At 41.2% G+C, this 16,283-nt stretch carries 16 protein-coding genes and 1 pseudogene; 6 read left to right on the top strand and 11 right to left on the bottom strand.

All coding sequences use genetic code 11. The features are described from left to right. Positions 1-71: 71 nt before the first annotated feature. Complete coding sequence (locus tag NSS60_RS02975) at positions 72-1,253, bottom strand: IS701 family transposase (protein WP_088223189.1); 1,182 nt, start codon at positions 1,251-1,253, stop codon at positions 72-74. A gap of 352 nt (positions 1,254-1,605) precedes the next feature. On the opposite strand from NSS60_RS02975, the gene NSS60_RS02970 reads away from it, so the two are divergent. Together NSS60_RS02970 and NSS60_RS02965 are read left to right on the top strand one after the other, a co-directional pair. Continuing rightward, positions 1,606-2,730, top strand: a complete 1,125-nt coding sequence (locus NSS60_RS02970; RefSeq protein WP_064221133.1) for an IS4 family transposase — start codon at positions 1,606-1,608, stop codon at positions 2,728-2,730. Positions 2,731-2,920: 190 nt separating this feature from the next. Beyond that, positions 2,921-5,077, top strand: coding sequence for a cell division protein FtsA (locus NSS60_RS02965; protein ID WP_128356585.1), 2,157 nt, complete (start codon positions 2,921-2,923; stop codon positions 5,075-5,077). 24 nt (positions 5,078-5,101) lie between these two features. On the opposite strand, the gene NSS60_RS02960 is transcribed toward NSS60_RS02965, so the two are convergent. Next, positions 5,102-6,217, bottom strand: coding sequence for an aminopeptidase (locus NSS60_RS02960; protein ID WP_004888999.1), 1,116 nt, complete (start codon positions 6,215-6,217; stop codon positions 5,102-5,104). Positions 6,218-6,345: 128 nt separating this feature from the next. Between NSS60_RS02960 and NSS60_RS02955 the strand changes: the two genes are divergently transcribed. Genes NSS60_RS02955 through ytxJ form a run of 3 tightly spaced genes read left to right on the top strand, consistent with a single transcriptional unit; the run spans position 6,346 to position 7,417 of the window. Next, positions 6,346-6,738 carry a DUF948 domain-containing protein gene (locus NSS60_RS02955; RefSeq protein ID WP_004888998.1) on the top strand — a complete coding sequence of 131 codons (393 nt, stop codon included), beginning with the start codon at positions 6,346-6,348 and terminating at the stop codon, positions 6,736-6,738. Between the two features lie 12 nt (positions 6,739-6,750). Beyond that, entirely contained in the window at positions 6,751-7,101 is a 351-nt protein-coding gene (locus tag NSS60_RS02950; RefSeq protein WP_004888997.1) for a hypothetical protein, read from the top strand. Continuing rightward, positions 7,088-7,417 (top strand): bacillithiol system redox-active protein YtxJ, encoded by a 330-nt coding sequence (ytxJ, locus tag NSS60_RS02945; protein WP_004888996.1) that lies wholly within the window; start codon positions 7,088-7,090, stop codon positions 7,415-7,417. Before NSS60_RS02950 ends, ytxJ begins: the two co-directional genes overlap by 14 nt. Positions 7,418-7,428: 11 nt before the next feature. Here ytxJ and murC read toward each other — a convergent pair whose 3' ends face one another. The 8 genes from murC to NSS60_RS02905 form a co-directional block, all read right to left on the bottom strand. Further along, positions 7,429-8,730 carry a UDP-N-acetylmuramate--L-alanine ligase gene (gene murC, locus NSS60_RS02940; protein ID WP_004888995.1) on the bottom strand — a complete coding sequence of 434 codons (1,302 nt, stop codon included), beginning with the start codon at positions 8,728-8,730 and terminating at the stop codon, positions 7,429-7,431. A 160-nt stretch (positions 8,731-8,890) separates the two neighbouring features. Beyond that, positions 8,891-10,000, bottom strand: coding sequence for a nicotinate phosphoribosyltransferase (locus NSS60_RS02935; protein WP_004888994.1), 1,110 nt, complete (start codon positions 9,998-10,000; stop codon positions 8,891-8,893). A gap of 71 nt (positions 10,001-10,071) precedes the next feature. After that, the gene (locus NSS60_RS02930; protein ID WP_004888993.1) at positions 10,072-12,183 is read right to left on the bottom strand and encodes a DNA translocase FtsK; all 2,112 of its coding nucleotides are present in this window, start codon (positions 12,181-12,183) and stop codon (positions 10,072-10,074) included. 72 nt (positions 12,184-12,255) lie between these two features. Beyond that, complete coding sequence (gene ytpR / locus NSS60_RS02925) at positions 12,256-12,861, bottom strand: YtpR family tRNA-binding protein (protein ID WP_035018444.1); 606 nt, start codon at positions 12,859-12,861, stop codon at positions 12,256-12,258. Beyond that, positions 12,861-13,664 (bottom strand): DUF1444 domain-containing protein, encoded by an 804-nt coding sequence (locus NSS60_RS02920; protein WP_004888991.1) that lies wholly within the window; start codon positions 13,662-13,664, stop codon positions 12,861-12,863. The genes ytpR and NSS60_RS02920 overlap by 1 nt, the downstream gene beginning before the upstream one ends. Continuing rightward, the gene (locus NSS60_RS02915) at positions 13,657-13,983 is read right to left on the bottom strand and encodes a thioredoxin family protein (RefSeq protein ID WP_004888990.1); all 327 of its coding nucleotides are present in this window, start codon (positions 13,981-13,983) and stop codon (positions 13,657-13,659) included. Before NSS60_RS02915 ends, NSS60_RS02920 begins: the two co-directional genes overlap by 8 nt. After that, a complete protein-coding gene (locus NSS60_RS02910) occupies positions 13,980-14,504 on the bottom strand; it encodes a DUF84 family protein (RefSeq protein WP_004888989.1) in 525 nt (174 codons plus the stop codon). The genes NSS60_RS02915 and NSS60_RS02910 overlap by 4 nt, the downstream gene beginning before the upstream one ends. Before the next feature lie 12 nt (positions 14,505-14,516). Beyond that, a complete protein-coding gene (locus tag NSS60_RS02905; RefSeq protein WP_004888988.1) occupies positions 14,517-15,584 on the bottom strand; it encodes a M42 family metallopeptidase in 1,068 nt (355 codons plus the stop codon). 106 nt (positions 15,585-15,690) lie between these two features. Here NSS60_RS02905 and NSS60_RS02900 point away from each other — a divergent pair, with 106 nt between their 5' ends. After that, entirely contained in the window at positions 15,691-15,987 is a 297-nt protein-coding gene (locus NSS60_RS02900) for a PepSY domain-containing protein (protein WP_035018443.1), read from the top strand. Positions 15,988-16,038: 51 nt separating this feature from the next. Here NSS60_RS02900 and NSS60_RS02895 read toward each other — a convergent pair. Continuing rightward, a pseudogene (locus NSS60_RS02895) lies at positions 16,039-16,203 on the bottom strand (MBL fold metallo-hydrolase); the annotation flags it as partial. Positions 16,204-16,283 lie beyond the last annotated feature (80 nt).

Below are 16,283 nucleotides of genomic sequence, written 5' to 3'. Positions count from 1 at the left end.
TTTATATAACTGTAGTTGAGCAATTTTCGTTACAATAATTACCATTTAAAAAGAGACAAACAGGGTACCCCTTATGCCACGTGGAGCTGTTTTTTCACGGTATCAATGGGAATATTTTGTTTTGCTGCACGATAAATGAACTCCACGAGGCTATGTCCTTTTCTCTTGCGCAGGAGATCGAGCCCATCCGAAAAATCACTGTTAGACTCGAACATGCTGTACACATACGCAAGTTGCACCAAGATCCAATACCGTTTCACCGCCCGACGCCCGCGAACGCGGTATCCATCGAGTTTCAGCTGGTCTTTCGCTTGACGGAAAAAACATTCGATCGACCAACGTGCAGCATAGTAGCGCAAGATCTCTTCATCGCTTAGCTCGCGATCGGTGCTCAAGACGCAATGAAGATGTTTCGGCGTCATCGGCTGATCGGCTTTCCATGCGAGCAGCACCACGGCATCCTTGAGACCGTTCAGAGCGCCTTCGTAGCGATACACCCGATAACGCTCTTTTCCCACCGTGACGAGGCGGGTATCCCGTGGCTCCATAGATTTGGCAAATTCTTTTGCTTGAATGGCCGTCCCTTTTGGATAGAGAATCCGATTCGTCTTCAGCATCGCGATGACGTGGAACCCTTTTTTTAAGCAGGCTCCCACGAGGGTTTTCGATGGATACCAAGAGTCCATGAGCACATAAACGGGTCGACTCACATCCAACGAAGAAAGCATCTCGATCGCGAGTTCCCCTTTGCTTTTCCCCACCGTCTTGTCGTAGAGGCGAAAGGCAAAAGGAAACGCTTGGGTCATCGTATGAACCATGAGCCAAACGAGAGAATGTCCCCAGATCGACTTTTTCTCTGCGTGAGAATAGTGCCAATCACACCCTTGAATGGCGTGTGTTGCCCGTGACGAGGGCTTCGTTTTTTGGCAAATCGTATCATCGATCGAAACAAAAATGGGTTGATTCTCTCGTTTCGAGCTGCGTTCGACACGATGAAGCACCCACTGTTGGAGTTTGCGAAGCAGCGTCTCTTCCTCCCATGGGCTTTTCGTGAAAAAATGGCTCAGTGTCGTGCGATGGTTCGGATGAAAACTCCCATGATGTAGATCGGTCAGCGTTCCCGAAAAGCCCTTTGTAATCATCGCATCCACGATATGAACGAGATGCTTCATGACAGGTTTCGAGAAATAAAGGGCCAACCCCAACATCGTCAAAAACTTGTGGATTCCTTGGTGATGTGCTAATCTATTCATGAGACATGAACCTCCTTGTGAATGGTTTGTTGGCACATCTATTCTAACCAAGGAATCGGGTTCATGTCTTCTTTTTTGTTTGGTTGTAAATTTATGTTAGTAAATTTGCTCATCTACAGTTATATAAGATAAAAAATATGGTACATTTCTATATAATTAGAGATTATTATAAACGAAGTGGATAAAGTTGTCACCCCTTTATTTATAAAACGCGTTTCACTAGTGTCGCATTAAAATAATTTAACACCTTTAAATAAACCGAATTTTCTGAAATATAATCCAAACACAAAAAAATCCTTTATAATGGTTGGGTGGTAGTAAACCATCCAAATCCAATACAAAGGACAAAACCATGGATAAGTTTACACGAAAAACATCATTTGAACAATGGTTTTCACCGATTAATCGTCCATTATTTGACGACCTAGTGAAAACACATCAATTAAATCACTATACCAAGAAACTTTATATGGCTTCATTTATGAAACTGCTTTTGTATGCCCAACTCCATGAAACCGAGAGTTTACGGGCGTTGAGTGACGCTGTCTTTTTAGAAGAATTACAACGAGCAACGGGATTGGAATCGATTAGTTTTTCACAGTTAGGGAGACGAATCAATACCATCCCAACTGAGTTCTTTCAAACGATTTTTCTCGATTTAGTGGCACAAATTCATCGGAAAACCAATTTCCAAACAAGAAGAAAAGTGACAACGCCTTTGAAAATCATTGATTCGAGTACATTACCGCTTAATTTGACCAATCATAAGTGGGCAGAGTTTCGAAAGACAAAATCAGGAGTAAAGCTTCACTTACGACTTGTTTTTATGGAAAAAGGACTCTCCTATCCAGATAAAGCCGTACTCACGAATGCCAACGAACATGATCGTGGTCAACTAGAAGTATTCGTGGATGACAAAGAATGCATGTACGTGTTTGATCGTGGTTACTTGGATTATAGGCGCTTTGATCAAATGACGGAAGATGGCTATTTCTTTGTGACCCGTTTGCGTAAAAACGCTGTTGTCCGAGTGTTAGAATCCTTTTCGTTACCAGAAGATTCACCCGTATTCTCTGATGAAATGGTTGTCATTGGAACACCACAAAATCGTTCTGAAAACGTGTTTCGCTTACTCAAATTGCAAGATACAAAAGGAAATAAGCTTCATTTACTGACAAATCGGTTTGACATTGACGCAGATGAAATTGCAGAAATCTACCAATCACGTTGGGCAATCGAACTTTTTTTCAAATGGATGAAACAACATCTGAACATTAAAAAGTTTTTTGGTCACAGTGAACAAGCTGTACATAATCAAGTGTACGTAGCCATGATAGTGTACTGTCTGAATGTTTTAGCTCAGTTGAACACGAATAGCGAACGCAGTTACTTACAAATTAGTCGCTATTTGAAGGCTTCTTTGTGGAAATCCGCTCACATTTGGTTACGAAAAATCGAAGGAAACAGCGTCCCATAAAGGTTTGCCAGTCGTTGTTGCACAAGTCATAGGTTATAGTAAAAAAATGGATGTATACTACCCTCGCTTAGGTGTTTTCGTTTTTTCTCTAAAGTCCAGAAAAAATAAAACTGAAAATTCAGACATCATTTATGCGACGGTAGTGAACGCGTTTAAGTAATAAAGAATTTTTTAATTTTCGAAAAAGAAGGTGGGAAGCTTGATTTTTGCATTAGACATTGGCACACGTTCAGTAGTTGGCATTATTTTAAAGGAAATAGACGGACGATATCAAGTTGAAGACATTGTCATAAAAGAACATGAAGAACGGGCAATGCTTGATGGGCAAATTCACGATGTGCTTGCTGTTTCTAACGTCATTCTCGACATAAAGAAAACGTTAGAGGAGCGGCACGGGCCTTTGACGCGCGTATGCGTCGCAGCGGCAGGTCGTTCATTAAAAACAGAAAAAGGAAAAGCAACGATTTCAATTAAAGGAAAGCCGCTTTTAACTCATGAAGATGTCGCGTACTTAGAACTCACCGCCGTACAGCAAGCTCAAATGACGTTAGCAGAAAAATCAGCGAATGAAAAAAGTTATCACTATTATTGCGTCGGTTATTCCGTCACGCGCTATGAAATTGACGGCGAAGAAATTGGTAACTTAATTGATCAGCAAGGAGACGAGGCAAGCGTTGAAGTGATCGCTACATTTTTACCGAGACTCGTTGTTGAGTCACTTCTTGCAGCACTACAACGCGCTCATTTAGAAATGGAGGCGCTAACACTTGAGCCGATCGCCGCACTAAACGTGCTTATTCCTCTAACGATGCGACGATTAAATGTAGCACTTGTAGACATTGGCGCAGGAACGTCTGACATCGCCATTACCGATCTCGGTACAGTCATCGCCTACGGCATGGTACCGATGGCAGGAGATGAAATTACTGAAGCAATTTCAGACGCCTATTTGCTTGATTTCCCTCTCGCTGAACAAGCGAAACGCGACTTGCATTCGAAAGAAACGGTAACAATCACAGACATTCTCGGGTTTGAAACAGAAGTGACTCGCGAACAAATGATTGCCACGATTTCAGATGCCATTGATCGACTTGCTGATGCGATTAGCAAAGAAATTTTACGATTAAATAATCATCAATCTCCGAAAGCAGTTATGCTCGTTGGAGGAGGGAGCTTGACGCCCGAACTTCCAAAACGGCTTGCTCACAAGCTTCATCTTCCAGAAAATCGCATTGCTATTCGTGGTATTGATGCTATTCAAAAATTGCATATCGATCGTGAAGAAATGAAACATCGACCAGAACTCGTCACCCCGATCGGCATCGCAATTGCCGCAAAGCAAACACCGATCCAGTACGTGACAGTTCATGTAAATGAACAAACAATTCGCCTATTTGATATGAAGCAACTAACAATCGGTGATGCCTTACTCGCTGCAGGCATTCAAATACATAAACTATACGGAAAACCAGGCTTAGCGTGCGTCATTACGTTGAATGGACAGGTTATTACAGTTCCCGGGACACACGGAGAACCACCAACCATTATAAAAAATGGTGAGCTAGCGACATTTGATACACCAATCAAAAGCAATGACCACATCATAGTCGAAAAAGGAAAAGATGGGAAACAAGCTGTGATTCGGCTTCTTGATTTGCTCGAATCATTGCCGACAAAGCATGTAACGATAAATGATCAACACTACAACATTGAGCCACTTATATTACGAAACGGAGAAGTTGTTTCTCTCGATGTCGTCTTATGTGATCGTGATGACATTGTCGTTCATATGCCTGAAACGATTGAACAGCTTCTAAAAGCAACAAAAAACGACCACCTTCTGAAACAACTTGAACCGTTTACAATCACGTTAAACGGAAAACAAATAAAATTTCCTGAATGGTGCGGAACAGTGTATCGCAACGGGCTAGAGTGCCAACGTTATACAACGTTTGAAGACGGCGATCATATTACTGTTCACGAACAAAAGCCGCGCACCATCGCTCAAATTGCTGAAGCAAAACAAATAAAGCTTCATTATACGATGCCGATTATATTTCATGGCGAAACATTTACATTGACAAAGCCGATCGGTATATTTTATCGCAACGGTGAACAGCTCAAAGAAGATGGTCTCGTTCACCATGAAGATGAGCTCCAATTTCATGAACAAAAAATCGAACCGTTCATTTTTCAAGATATATTTCAATATGTCGAAGTTGATATTCCTCACGGGGCATCAACAACATTTACATTGCTAAAAAATGGAGAACAAACAACATTTTATGAACCGCTTACCCCAGGAGATCAACTTGAAATTGTTTGGCATAAGAAAAAGCAACTATGAGCAAGTCATAGTTGCTTTTCTCTTTTATTTTAAGTTTTCTGGATTTAACGGTTCTAATTCTGGGATGACAAAACGGCCATCTTTGCGAATAAGCACACCGTCAAAATATATTTCACCGCCGCCATATTCCGGACGTTGAATCATAACCATATCCCAATGAATGTTCGAATGGTTACCATTGTATGCTTCATCGTAACATTGCCCCGGCGTAAAATGGAAGCTTCCATCAATTTTTTCATCAAACAAAATATCTTGCATCGGATGTTGAATGTATGGGTTGACCCCGATCGCAAATTCACCAATGTAACGCGCACCTTCATCTGTATCAAAAATTTGATTAATGCGCTCTGTATCGTTTGCTGTTGCTTCAATAATTTTTCCATCTTTAAATGTTAATTTCACGTTTTCAAACGTAAATCCTTGATAAGGAGAAGGTGTATTAAACGTAATGGTACCATTGACAGAATCGCGGACTGGAGCCGTATATACTTCTCCGTCTGGAATGTTCATTTGGCCTGAACATTTTATAGCAGGAATATCTTTAATGGAGAACGTTAAATCTGTACCCGGTCCTGTAATGCGCACTTGATCCGTTTTATTCATTAACTCAACGAGAGCATCCATCGCTTTATCCATTTTACCGTAATCTAAGTTACATACGTTGAAATAAAAATCTTCGAACGCCTCTGTACTCATTTTTGCAAGCTGTGCCATCGATGGATTCGGATAGCGGAGCACAACCCACTTCGTTTTCGGTACACGAATGTCACGATGTACTTTTTGCATAATTGTTTTTCCATGAATTTTCATTTTATCCGCTGGCACGTCAGCAAACTCATTAATGTTGTCCCCAGCACGTAAGCCGATATAAGCATCCATCTCTTTCATAACATTCGCTTCGAACTCAGCCATCATGTTAAACTGTTCTTCTTGTGCACCGAGCAAAAGGGCACGGTCGACTTGATGGTCTTTCAATGAAACAAACGGATAAGCACCTACCGCATATGCTTCACGCACAAGCGCGATCACAAGCTCTCGTTGCAAACCGAAGTTTTCGATTAATACCTTTTCTCCTTTTTGTAAACGAAGCGAGTAATGAATTAAGTTTTTCGCTAACTTTTCAATACGTGGATCTTTCATTTGTCTTCCTCCATTCCATCATATGTACATGTATATTGTAACCGACCTACAAAAAATTTGGAGCTTTTTGCAGGATTTTTTCTTTTTTTGTCGAACGAAATGTAAAGTATACAGAAAGGGGTTTTACAATGAACATTATTTTATACGGGAGCATTGCACTCATCGCCATCGCCTTTCTCATTTTAGTCATTTATGTTATCCAAACGTTAAAAACGTTGCAAACAACTTTACAACACGTTGCGAAAACCGTCGAAGAAGTTGAAAAACAAATGCATGAAATCGGAAAAGAAACGGCACAATTACTACATAAGACGAACGCGCTTGCGGATGATGTGCATAAAAAAGCAGAAAGTTTGCAAGGGGTATTTGATGCAGTCAAACAAGTAGGAGTCACCGTTCAAACATTTAGCGATTCCATTTCTAAAACGTTAACAACAAATGAAAAAAAAATTACACAAGCCATTCAATGGGGCCAAACGCTTGTAGAAATATGGACAAAATGGAAAGGGAAACGAAAATAAGGAGGGTTTCATATGGCTAAAAATAGTTCTTTTCTACTTGGGACAATTGTCGGGGGAATTGCAGGCGCAGCAACAGCACTATTCTTGTCAAGCGAACGTGGAAAGCAGTTATTAACCGAATCAGCACAACATGGAAAACAACTGCTGAATGATTTAAAAGAAAGCAATATAAATGAATGGAGAAAAAGTGAAGAAAAAGAAGAACTGATAAAAAGCGAACAAGAGAAATCACATTCCGTTTCATCTATTCCGATTCCGCTTCCTTCATCAGATGTGGAACAGTTGTTAAAAGAGACAGAGGAAGCTGTGAACGATGTGGAAAAACATTTAAATAAAGGAATGGACACGCATGGAGAAAATTGAGACAGTAGAACAGTTTGAACAAATTTGTTTGTCCCATCGTCCATTTTTATTGATGAAACATAGTCTTACATGTCCAATTAGCCATCGAGCATGGGGGGAGTTCGAACGTTTCACAAAAGATTTTCCGCACATTCATGCATATTATTTACATGTACAACACGCACGCCCATTGTCGCAACATATTGCAGAAACATTTCATGTTAAACACGAATCTCCTCAAGTGTTATGGGTGACAAATGACGGAGTAGCGTGGCATGCTTCGCATTGGAACATCACATACGAACAAATGCAAAAAGCAACTATGAACGCATCATAGTTGCTTTTTGCTTATACGTGAACGGATTGTTCATATCTTTGTTGAAATTTTTGAATATCGCCTGCTCCCATAAAAATAAGCACAGCGTTATCATGTTGCTTTAATACATCGACTTGCTCCTCGTCTAAAAGCTTTGCCCCTTCGATTTTAGCACGCAAATCCTCGATAGATAATTTCCCTTGATGCTCACGAGCAGAGCCAAAAATATCGCACAAATATACCGCATCAGCTAACGATAAGCTTTCAGCAAATTCATGTAAAAATGTTTGTGTACGCGTGTATGTGTGCGGTTGAAAAATCGCAACAATTTGACGATCTGGATACTTTTGTCTTGCTGCTTCGATCGTTGCACGTATTTCAGTCGGATGATGCGCATAATCATCAATAAGCACTTGTGAACCAAACGTTTTCTCATGGAAGCGACGTTTCACGCCAGGAAACGTTTTTAATCGCTCTTGAATAATGCTTACATCGATCCCTTCATAATGGCAAAGCGCAATGACAGCAAGCGCATTAAGCACGTTATGATCGCCATATCGCGGAATATGGAAAGAAGCAAAAAACGTATGGCGCACAAACACATCAAACGATGTCCCTTCTGGTGTTTTCACAACATTTCGGGCTTGAAAATCGTTATCTTCACCGAACCCGTAAAAAACAACAGGAACTTTAGCTTGAATTTTTTGTAAATATTCATCATCCCCACAAGCAATAATTCCTTCTTTCACTTGCCACGCCATTTGTTGAAATGCTGAAAACACATCTTCAATATTTACAAAGTAATCTGGATGATCAAAATCAATATTTGTCATAATCGCATAATCAGGGGAATATGCTAAAAAATGACGGCGATATTCACACGCTTCAAATACAAAATACTTGCTCCCTTCTCTTCCTTTTCCAGAACCATCACCGATCAAATACGACGTCGGTTCTGCTCCCTGCATTACATGAGCAAGCAATCCTGTTGTTGATGTCTTCCCATGGGCGCCTGTCACAGCGATACTCGTAAATTTTTGTAAAAATTCACCTAAAAACTGATGGTAACGAATGACGGGTACACCGAGTTCACGAGCGGCTACAATTTCTTCATGTGTATCAGGAAAGGCGTTACCAGCAATCACGACCATATTTTTCTGAATATTTTGAGCACTAAATGGAAAAATCGGTATCCCACGTGCTTCTAAAGCTTCTTGCGTGAAAAACCGCTTATCATAGTCCGATCCTTGCACGACGCATTTCATATCATGTAATACTTGTGCGAGTGCGCTCATTCCAGTTCCTTTAATGCCGACAAAATGGTAAATAGTCATAAGAAAACCTCCACCAACTATCGTTGATCTATATCACAGTATATGACATAAATTCCGTTTTGCTATTTTCACGATATGTAACAAATTTCATTATACCATCGTTTGCCCACGATGATAAGAAAAACTGATAGAAGAATGTTCTTCTATCAGTTTTTCCGTGTTATTGAGGCGTATACTCCACTTTTTCAAGGCGCGGATTTGGACGATAACGCCGTCCTGCTTTCGCTTGATGTTTTCCATTTAACAATACATTATCTCCTGTAAAACCAATGTGCACTTTCAATAAACTACTTCCCACACCATACATATCAACTGGTACACCTTGTTTTTCAAACTCAATAATGCGCTGTTCATTAAATCCGCCACTAACAACGATTTTAACATGTTCAAATCCTTCGCGATCAAGCGCTTCGCGTAAAGCAAAAATAAGCGGTGGATTGACGCCACGTGGATCAAATGTGCCAAGCACTTCTGGATGGCGAATAAAATATTGATCGATCATCGTCCGAGACGTATCAACGCGAACAGCCTTTAGCTTATCGCCAAATTCACGAGCCACTTTCAGCGCATCTGTAATACAGTCATTGTTGTAATCAACAAGAACAATTAAATCATCATCTGGATATTTTGCATGATACGCTTTTGCTGCCGCAACAACGTCACCATCAAACAATTGAATGAGGGCATGCGGCATCGTCCCCATGCCTTGTTTTCCCCACCACTCGTTCATCGCATGGGTCGCTTGAGCGGTGGAACCACCAATAAACGCAGCGTATCCATCACCAGCTTGCATCATAAAATGATCATCCCGATCTCCCATAAAAATGACCGGCTTTTGTACACCAGATAATGCCGCCGCTTTAACTACATTGTATACGTTTGTTGCTACAGATGTTCGGCGCGCTAAAATTCCATCAATAATGCCTTCTAAATACCCAAAATTTTGATACGGCCCTGTAATCGTAAGCACCGTCTCAAACGGACTAATTTTGTCTCCATCTTTTAACGAGTAAATCTCTAATTTTTCTGGTTCATCTGCAAATGTATGCAACAAGGCGATCACTTCATCGGTGCCACATAAAACAGCATGTTCTTTTTGAAAAAATTGCATTGTGACGATATTATCCGGACGAAATTCTTTGACGATTTCACGCGTTTTTAAAAAATATACGGCTGAAAACCATCCGTCTCGCACACGCTCATCAAATTTAAACGTTTTATTTGTTAGCCGTTTAATTTTCCCTTGTAATTTCAACTCGATCTCTTTCATTTTTCTTTCCCCTTCAGCCATCGTTTTCACGTCTTTAGCATAGCACGTTTTCTATTTCACGACTACTCCGTCTAAATTGTATCTTGTAGTTGCTCAAGATCTTGCTCGTCAATTAGCACATCGCGTGGCTTGCTTCCTTTTGGTGCCGATACAATCCCACGCTGCTCCATCATTTCAATTAAGCGCGCTGCCCGATTATAGCCGATACGAAAACGACGTTGCAAACTCGACGTCGAAGCACCACCTTGTTGAACAACAAACTCACATGCTTCATAAAAGAGCTCATCATCTTCCTCAGCTTGTACATGTTGTTGCAACAACTCATCGTGTTGAAATAAATAAGACAGTTCCATTTGTTGACGCACATGGGCAACGACGCGCTCAATTTCTTCATCCGATACAAAATTGCCTTGTAAGCGAATTGGTTTTGCTGTTCCGTTTTCTAAAAATAACATATCGCCTCGCCCAAGTAATTTTTCAGCACCGTTTATATCAATAATTGTACGTGAATCAATTTGTGACGATACAGAAAAGGCAATGCGCGTTGGGATATTTGCCTTAATTAAGCCGGTAATGACATCAACAGACGGTCGTTGTGTAGCAACAAGTAAGTGCATCCCACACGCCCGCGCTTTTTGGGCAATACGGCAAATAGCTTCCTCTACATCGGCTGGAGCAACCATCATTAAATCTGCTAATTCATCAATGACAATAACAATATAAGGTAGATGTTGTTCTGGCTTTTGTGCTTTTCGTATTAACTCATTATAACGAACAATATCGCGCACCCCTGTATGTGCAAACAGCTCATATCGCCGCTCCATTTCAGATACAGCCCATTTTAATGCTGCTGTTGCTGCTTTTGCATCTGTAATAACTGGGCTAACTAAATGTGGAATATGATTGTACGGTGCAAGTTCGACCATTTTCGGATCGATCAATAATAACTTCACTTCGTGCGGTGTTGCTTTATATAACAAACTTACTAACATCGCATTCATGCAGACGCTTTTCCCTGATCCAGTTGCTCCCGCAATCAATCCGTGCGGCATCTTTTTTAAATCAGTAACAACTGGTCTCCCTGAAATATCTAATCCTAAGGCAACGGCTAACGGAGATTGTGATTGTTGGAACACCTCGCTTTGTAATACTTCACGAATGAAAACAGGGCGGCTTGAGCGATTAGGCACTTCGATTCCGATCGTGTTTTTCCCAGGGATAGGCGCTTCGATACGAATATCTACAGCCGCTAAATTTAATTTGATATCATCCGCTAAATTCGTAATTTTATTCACTTTCACTCCAAGTTCTGGTTGCACTTCAAAACGAGTCACCGTCGGACCTTGAGTCACGTGAACGACTGTTGCTCCAACGTTAAAATTTTTAAACGTCTCATTTAACCGCTCTGTCTGCTCTTTTAGCCACGTTTCATCGCCCTCATGTTGAATCGCTGGAGCATGCAATAGCGATAACGGCGGAAACGTATAAGATCGCTGTTGCTGTTGCTGTCGCTCTTTCCATTTTTCTCGATCTTGTTTTAACATCATCACGTTATATGGCACACCGCTTCTCTTTCTCTCCCGTTCTTCGTTCGTTTGTTCAATTTTTTCTTCTCTACGCTCCTGCTCTTTACTTTCTCCTACCTGTATTTGCGTAACTTGTTCTTCACCAGCTTCCCTCTGCACTTCTTCTTGTTGCATTTCTTCTTTTTCATGAGCAACATCTTTCTCTTCATGATGAATTGGCTCACTTGCTGGCATATGCACATGTTCGTTTGTTTCAGCTTCTTCAACGATCGGAAGTTCAAATTCAACAACCGCATCATGTTCTTTTTTTCGCTCAACACGCTCCATTCGCTTATAACCAAATATAGGCGATGGCACATCTGTCGGACGAAACGTGCGTGATTCGTTTACTGTGCGCTCTATGCGTGTTATTTTTTTCTCAGAGGAAACGGTCTGTGGTGATGAGCGCTTTTGTTCATATATTCGCTCTTTTTGTCTTTCTTTTGGTTCATCTGGAATTAATGGAAAGCGAAATTTCCCTTTCGGATATTCATAAACAACTTTTGCCTCCACATGTTTATGATCATTTTTTTGTACGGAAGGGAGGCGTTTGCGCGTTTCTTTTTCCTTATCATTTTCTCCAAATAAATAACGAAGTAGTGCCTTAAACCAACCCATTTAATCCTCACTCTTTCTCTTATACATTCGGTTTTATTTTACCACAAAAAAAGCTGACTGCCGTGATGGAAGTCAGCTAAAAAATGGTTGACCTACTTCGTACTCATCATCTAAAACGAGAATCCCTTTCTCTTGTGGGGCGTTTGGCAAATCGAGTTCACGGGCAGAACAAATCATTCCGTAAGACTTCACCCCACGAAGTTCTGCCTCTTGAATGACTAGACCGCTTGGCATGACTGCTCCGACTTTTGCGACAACGACTTTTTGTCCTGCTTCTACGTTTGGAGCCCCGCATACAATTTGCAATGTTTCCGTACCAATGTCTACTTGACAAACACTTAATTTATCAGCATTCGGGTGCTTCTCCTTTTCTTTCACGTAACCGACAACAAATTTTGGTGAAAAATCAGCCTTTAATTGTTCATTTACACCATTTTTTTGCAATATGTCGTTAATCGTAGCGATTACTTGTTCGTTTAGTTCAACGACTCCATTTCCTTCAAATGTGCTATATGTAGACGCATGAAAAATATTGTAACCAACTGTTTCACTTGTTTGCTCATCATAAATGCGCACAACATCCCCTTTTTTCTCAAAAGCACGCACTTGTGGATCAACAACTTTTAAAGTAATGAGCAACGTGTCGCCAATACCTTCTCGATTGTAAAATACGTTCATCATTTCTCATCCTTTCGATGATTTTTTCCAAGAATAAAAATCGGTTGCAATTGCCCACCTTCATATAAAAATGAAAGCGCAGTAATCGGCACTCTGCCACTTGCAAAAAAACTCATCGTTAACTGCGCAAGTACATCATAGCCGATTTCGTTTTCAATGTCAGCAATAATGAGCACATCTTGATGAGGAACCGCAAGCAACATCGTTCCTTTTATTTTTTCGGAAAAACTTTTCAAAAAAGCATCATTCAATATGCGACTTGCATCATATCCATCGTTTGTATTCAAAAAATAAAACGTATTGCCACCGACACGATCTTCTTTTACTGTCGTAGGCAACGAACGGATGTTAAAACGGGCAATTTCTTTCAATTGTTGCACATTCCAACGCTCGGATTCAACTAAACGTTCATCAATGAGCCGATACGTTGTTCCTAAATCGAGCGCATAATAAATGCGCGTTTCTGCTGTATGCTCGTCATAAATAAACGCAGCGCCTTCGTTCGTCGTTGTCGGAAATGAGGTAGAACGAATGACCGGATATATATGTTTTTCTTTTCCGTGTAACGGCGAATCATCATGTAATGCCGTTAACGTTTGTTCGACATAATAAACAATTTCGTCAATGGCACGCTCTTTCTCAACCTCCCATTTTGCGATAATAGGGGGTAACGAAATCGTCACCCCTTTTTTCGTGTCACGATGCTCAATGCGAAGTGTATCTTTTTTTCGATCCCATCGAAATTCCCATGGGTAGTGGGATAATCGTTGTTGAATATGCTCGCTTATTTGCTTACTATTCATCACGCTCACCTAAACTTTGAATAAAAGCGACGATTTCTTCTTTCGTTTTCCGATCTTTGCTGACAAATCGCCCTTTCTCTTGGCCATTTTCATATGCAATAAAACTCGGAATGCCAAAAACGTTGTGCTCCGCAAACAAATCAAGCAATTGATCACGATCGACCGCATAAAACGTATAATCGGAAAATTGCGCTTCAATTTCTGGTAAAACCGGTTTGATGAATTGACAATCCCGGCACCAATCAGCCGTAAACATCATAATCACTTTTCCACGCTGAATGACTTCATTGTATTGCTCGATGCTTTCAATCATTTTCATCTATTTATCCACCCTTTCTTATGCTCATATTGCCCTTTTAACATATAAACAATATGTGTATACATCGTTGTTCGGTCGATGGCTCCGTTCGTCAAAATGCCGATCGCCCCTTCATTAGAACGGACATCGCGACGATCGGCGTATTCGTCTATCACTTCAGCTAATTCTTTCCCAGTTTTTAATTGTTCACTAATTTCGGCAGGAAGCGGAATGCGCGCCCCTCCTGCCACAACGACAACGCCGTCCCGATCTACAAGCGCACCCCAATTACATAGCCAGACTGTTCCATTACGTGCAGCAAATACGCCTCCTTCTAAACCTATTCCGATATGTGCTTGTTGTTCATGAACAGCTAACGTTGCACGCTCAATCGCACCTTGCAACGTGTCTTCATCGGAAAACGGCTGTTTTGACACGTTCGGCTGCACGTCACTCGCTATAATCGCATGATGCGCCTCATGAAATACAGCTTTTACCGCTTTTACTTTCGTGTTGTTTTTTGTTCCAACTGCAATTTTCATCGCTCAATCACCTTAACCGTTATGACGAATCGCATCGACTGTCGCACGGTCACATTGTTTTACAAGGGCGATTAATAACTGTTTCGCCGCTTCATAGTCATCCACATGAATGATAGAAGCATGTGTATGAATATAGCGTGCACAAATGCCAATGACAGCTGAAGGAATGCCGCTATTCGCGATATGCACTCTCCCCGCATCTGTTCCCCCACCTGGTGAAATGAAATATTGGTATGGAATATTGTTTGTTTCCGCTGTATCTAAAATAAATTCGCGCATGCCGCGATGAGTAATCATTGTACGATCATAAATGCGCACGAGCGCCCCTTTCCCAAGATGCCCGAACTCTTTTTCGTCTCCTGTCATGTCGTTCGCTGGGCTTGCATCTAGCGCAAAGAAAATATCTGGTTTAATCATCGTTGCTGCCGTTTGTGCACCGCGCAATCCGACTTCTTCTTGAACCGTTGCTCCAGAATATAATACGTTCGGCAACGTTTCATCTTTTAATTCCTTTAACAACTCGATCGCCAAGCCACAACCGTAACGATTATCCCATGCTTTCGCCATAATTTTTTTCTCGTTTGCCATCGGTGTAAACGGACAAATCGGTACAATTTGTTGCCCCGGACGGATGCCCATGCGCTCTGCATCGGTACGATCATCTGCTCCAACATCAATAAGCATATTTTTCATATCCATCGGCTTTTTTCGTTGCTCTTCATCAAGCAAATGAGGCGGGATCGAACCGATGACTCCAACAATCGGACCTTGATCTGTTATGATTTGTACACGTTGAGCGAGCAGTACTTGACCCCACCAACCTCCAAGCGGTTGAAAGCGAATCATTCCTTGTTCTGTAATGGCGGTGACCATAAAACCCACTTCATCCATATGCCCTGCAACCATCACAACTGGACCATCTTCCGTTCCGCGCTTCACTCCAAAAATGCTCCCAAGCCGATCTTGCACAATTTCATCGGCATATTTTTGTAACTGTTCACGCATGAAGGCGCGCACCGCATGTTCATTTCCCGGTGCTCCCGGCAATTCCGTTAACGTTCGAAATAACTGCAAATCCATCGCTATATCCCCTTTCTTTTCTCGCTATTTGTCATTGTAGCGAATTTTACATGTAGTTTCCACTCGAACAATTCGGTATACTAAAAGAAAAAGTGGAGGAATGCATATGCGCATGAAAACATTTCTTACCGGTATCGTTGTCGGTGCAACAGCAGCATACATATTTGACCAATGGCAACATAGACGTTTGATTTCATCTGAACAAGCGCTTCAAAAAGCGAAAGAAGCTTTTCAACAAACGGGTGACGTTACAGGATCGTGGATTCAAACAACCGTTGAAATGATTGAAAAAAACGGGTTGCGCTATACTGTCTATCGAGGAGGAGTCACTCGTCCAACCGATGCTTATGAATGTCTCATTGATGCAAAAACAGGGACGATTATTGAAGCACGAAAATTGTAAAACCCAAGCAAAGCCGCTTGGGTTTATTGACGTTTAACGGATTCAACAATATAAAATCGGGTCGGTACGAAGCGGAATTTGGTTATGTTCGTTGCATGGGTATTTTTTCGTCCAAAGAGGCTTTGGTACAACCCCAAACATCGCTCCCCCGTCTAAATGTGTAATTCCCCCATTCAGCCACGTCATCGTTGCTTGACCGATCGTTAATTTCTCCATCTCTTTTCCCCCTTGTCCTCTTTCACTCTCCATTTTAACATTACAAAAATATTCAGAAAAGAGAAAAACCTATGCCAGAT

Origin of the sequence: Anoxybacillus sp. FSL W8-0382, from assembly GCF_038003845.1 — a bacterium.
GTDB classification, from domain to species: Bacteria; Bacillota; Bacilli; order Bacillales; family Anoxybacillaceae; genus Anoxybacillus; species Anoxybacillus flavithermus_G.
Note: the sequence above shows the minus strand (reverse complement) of the source record. Positions and strands in the feature narration are given on the sequence as shown.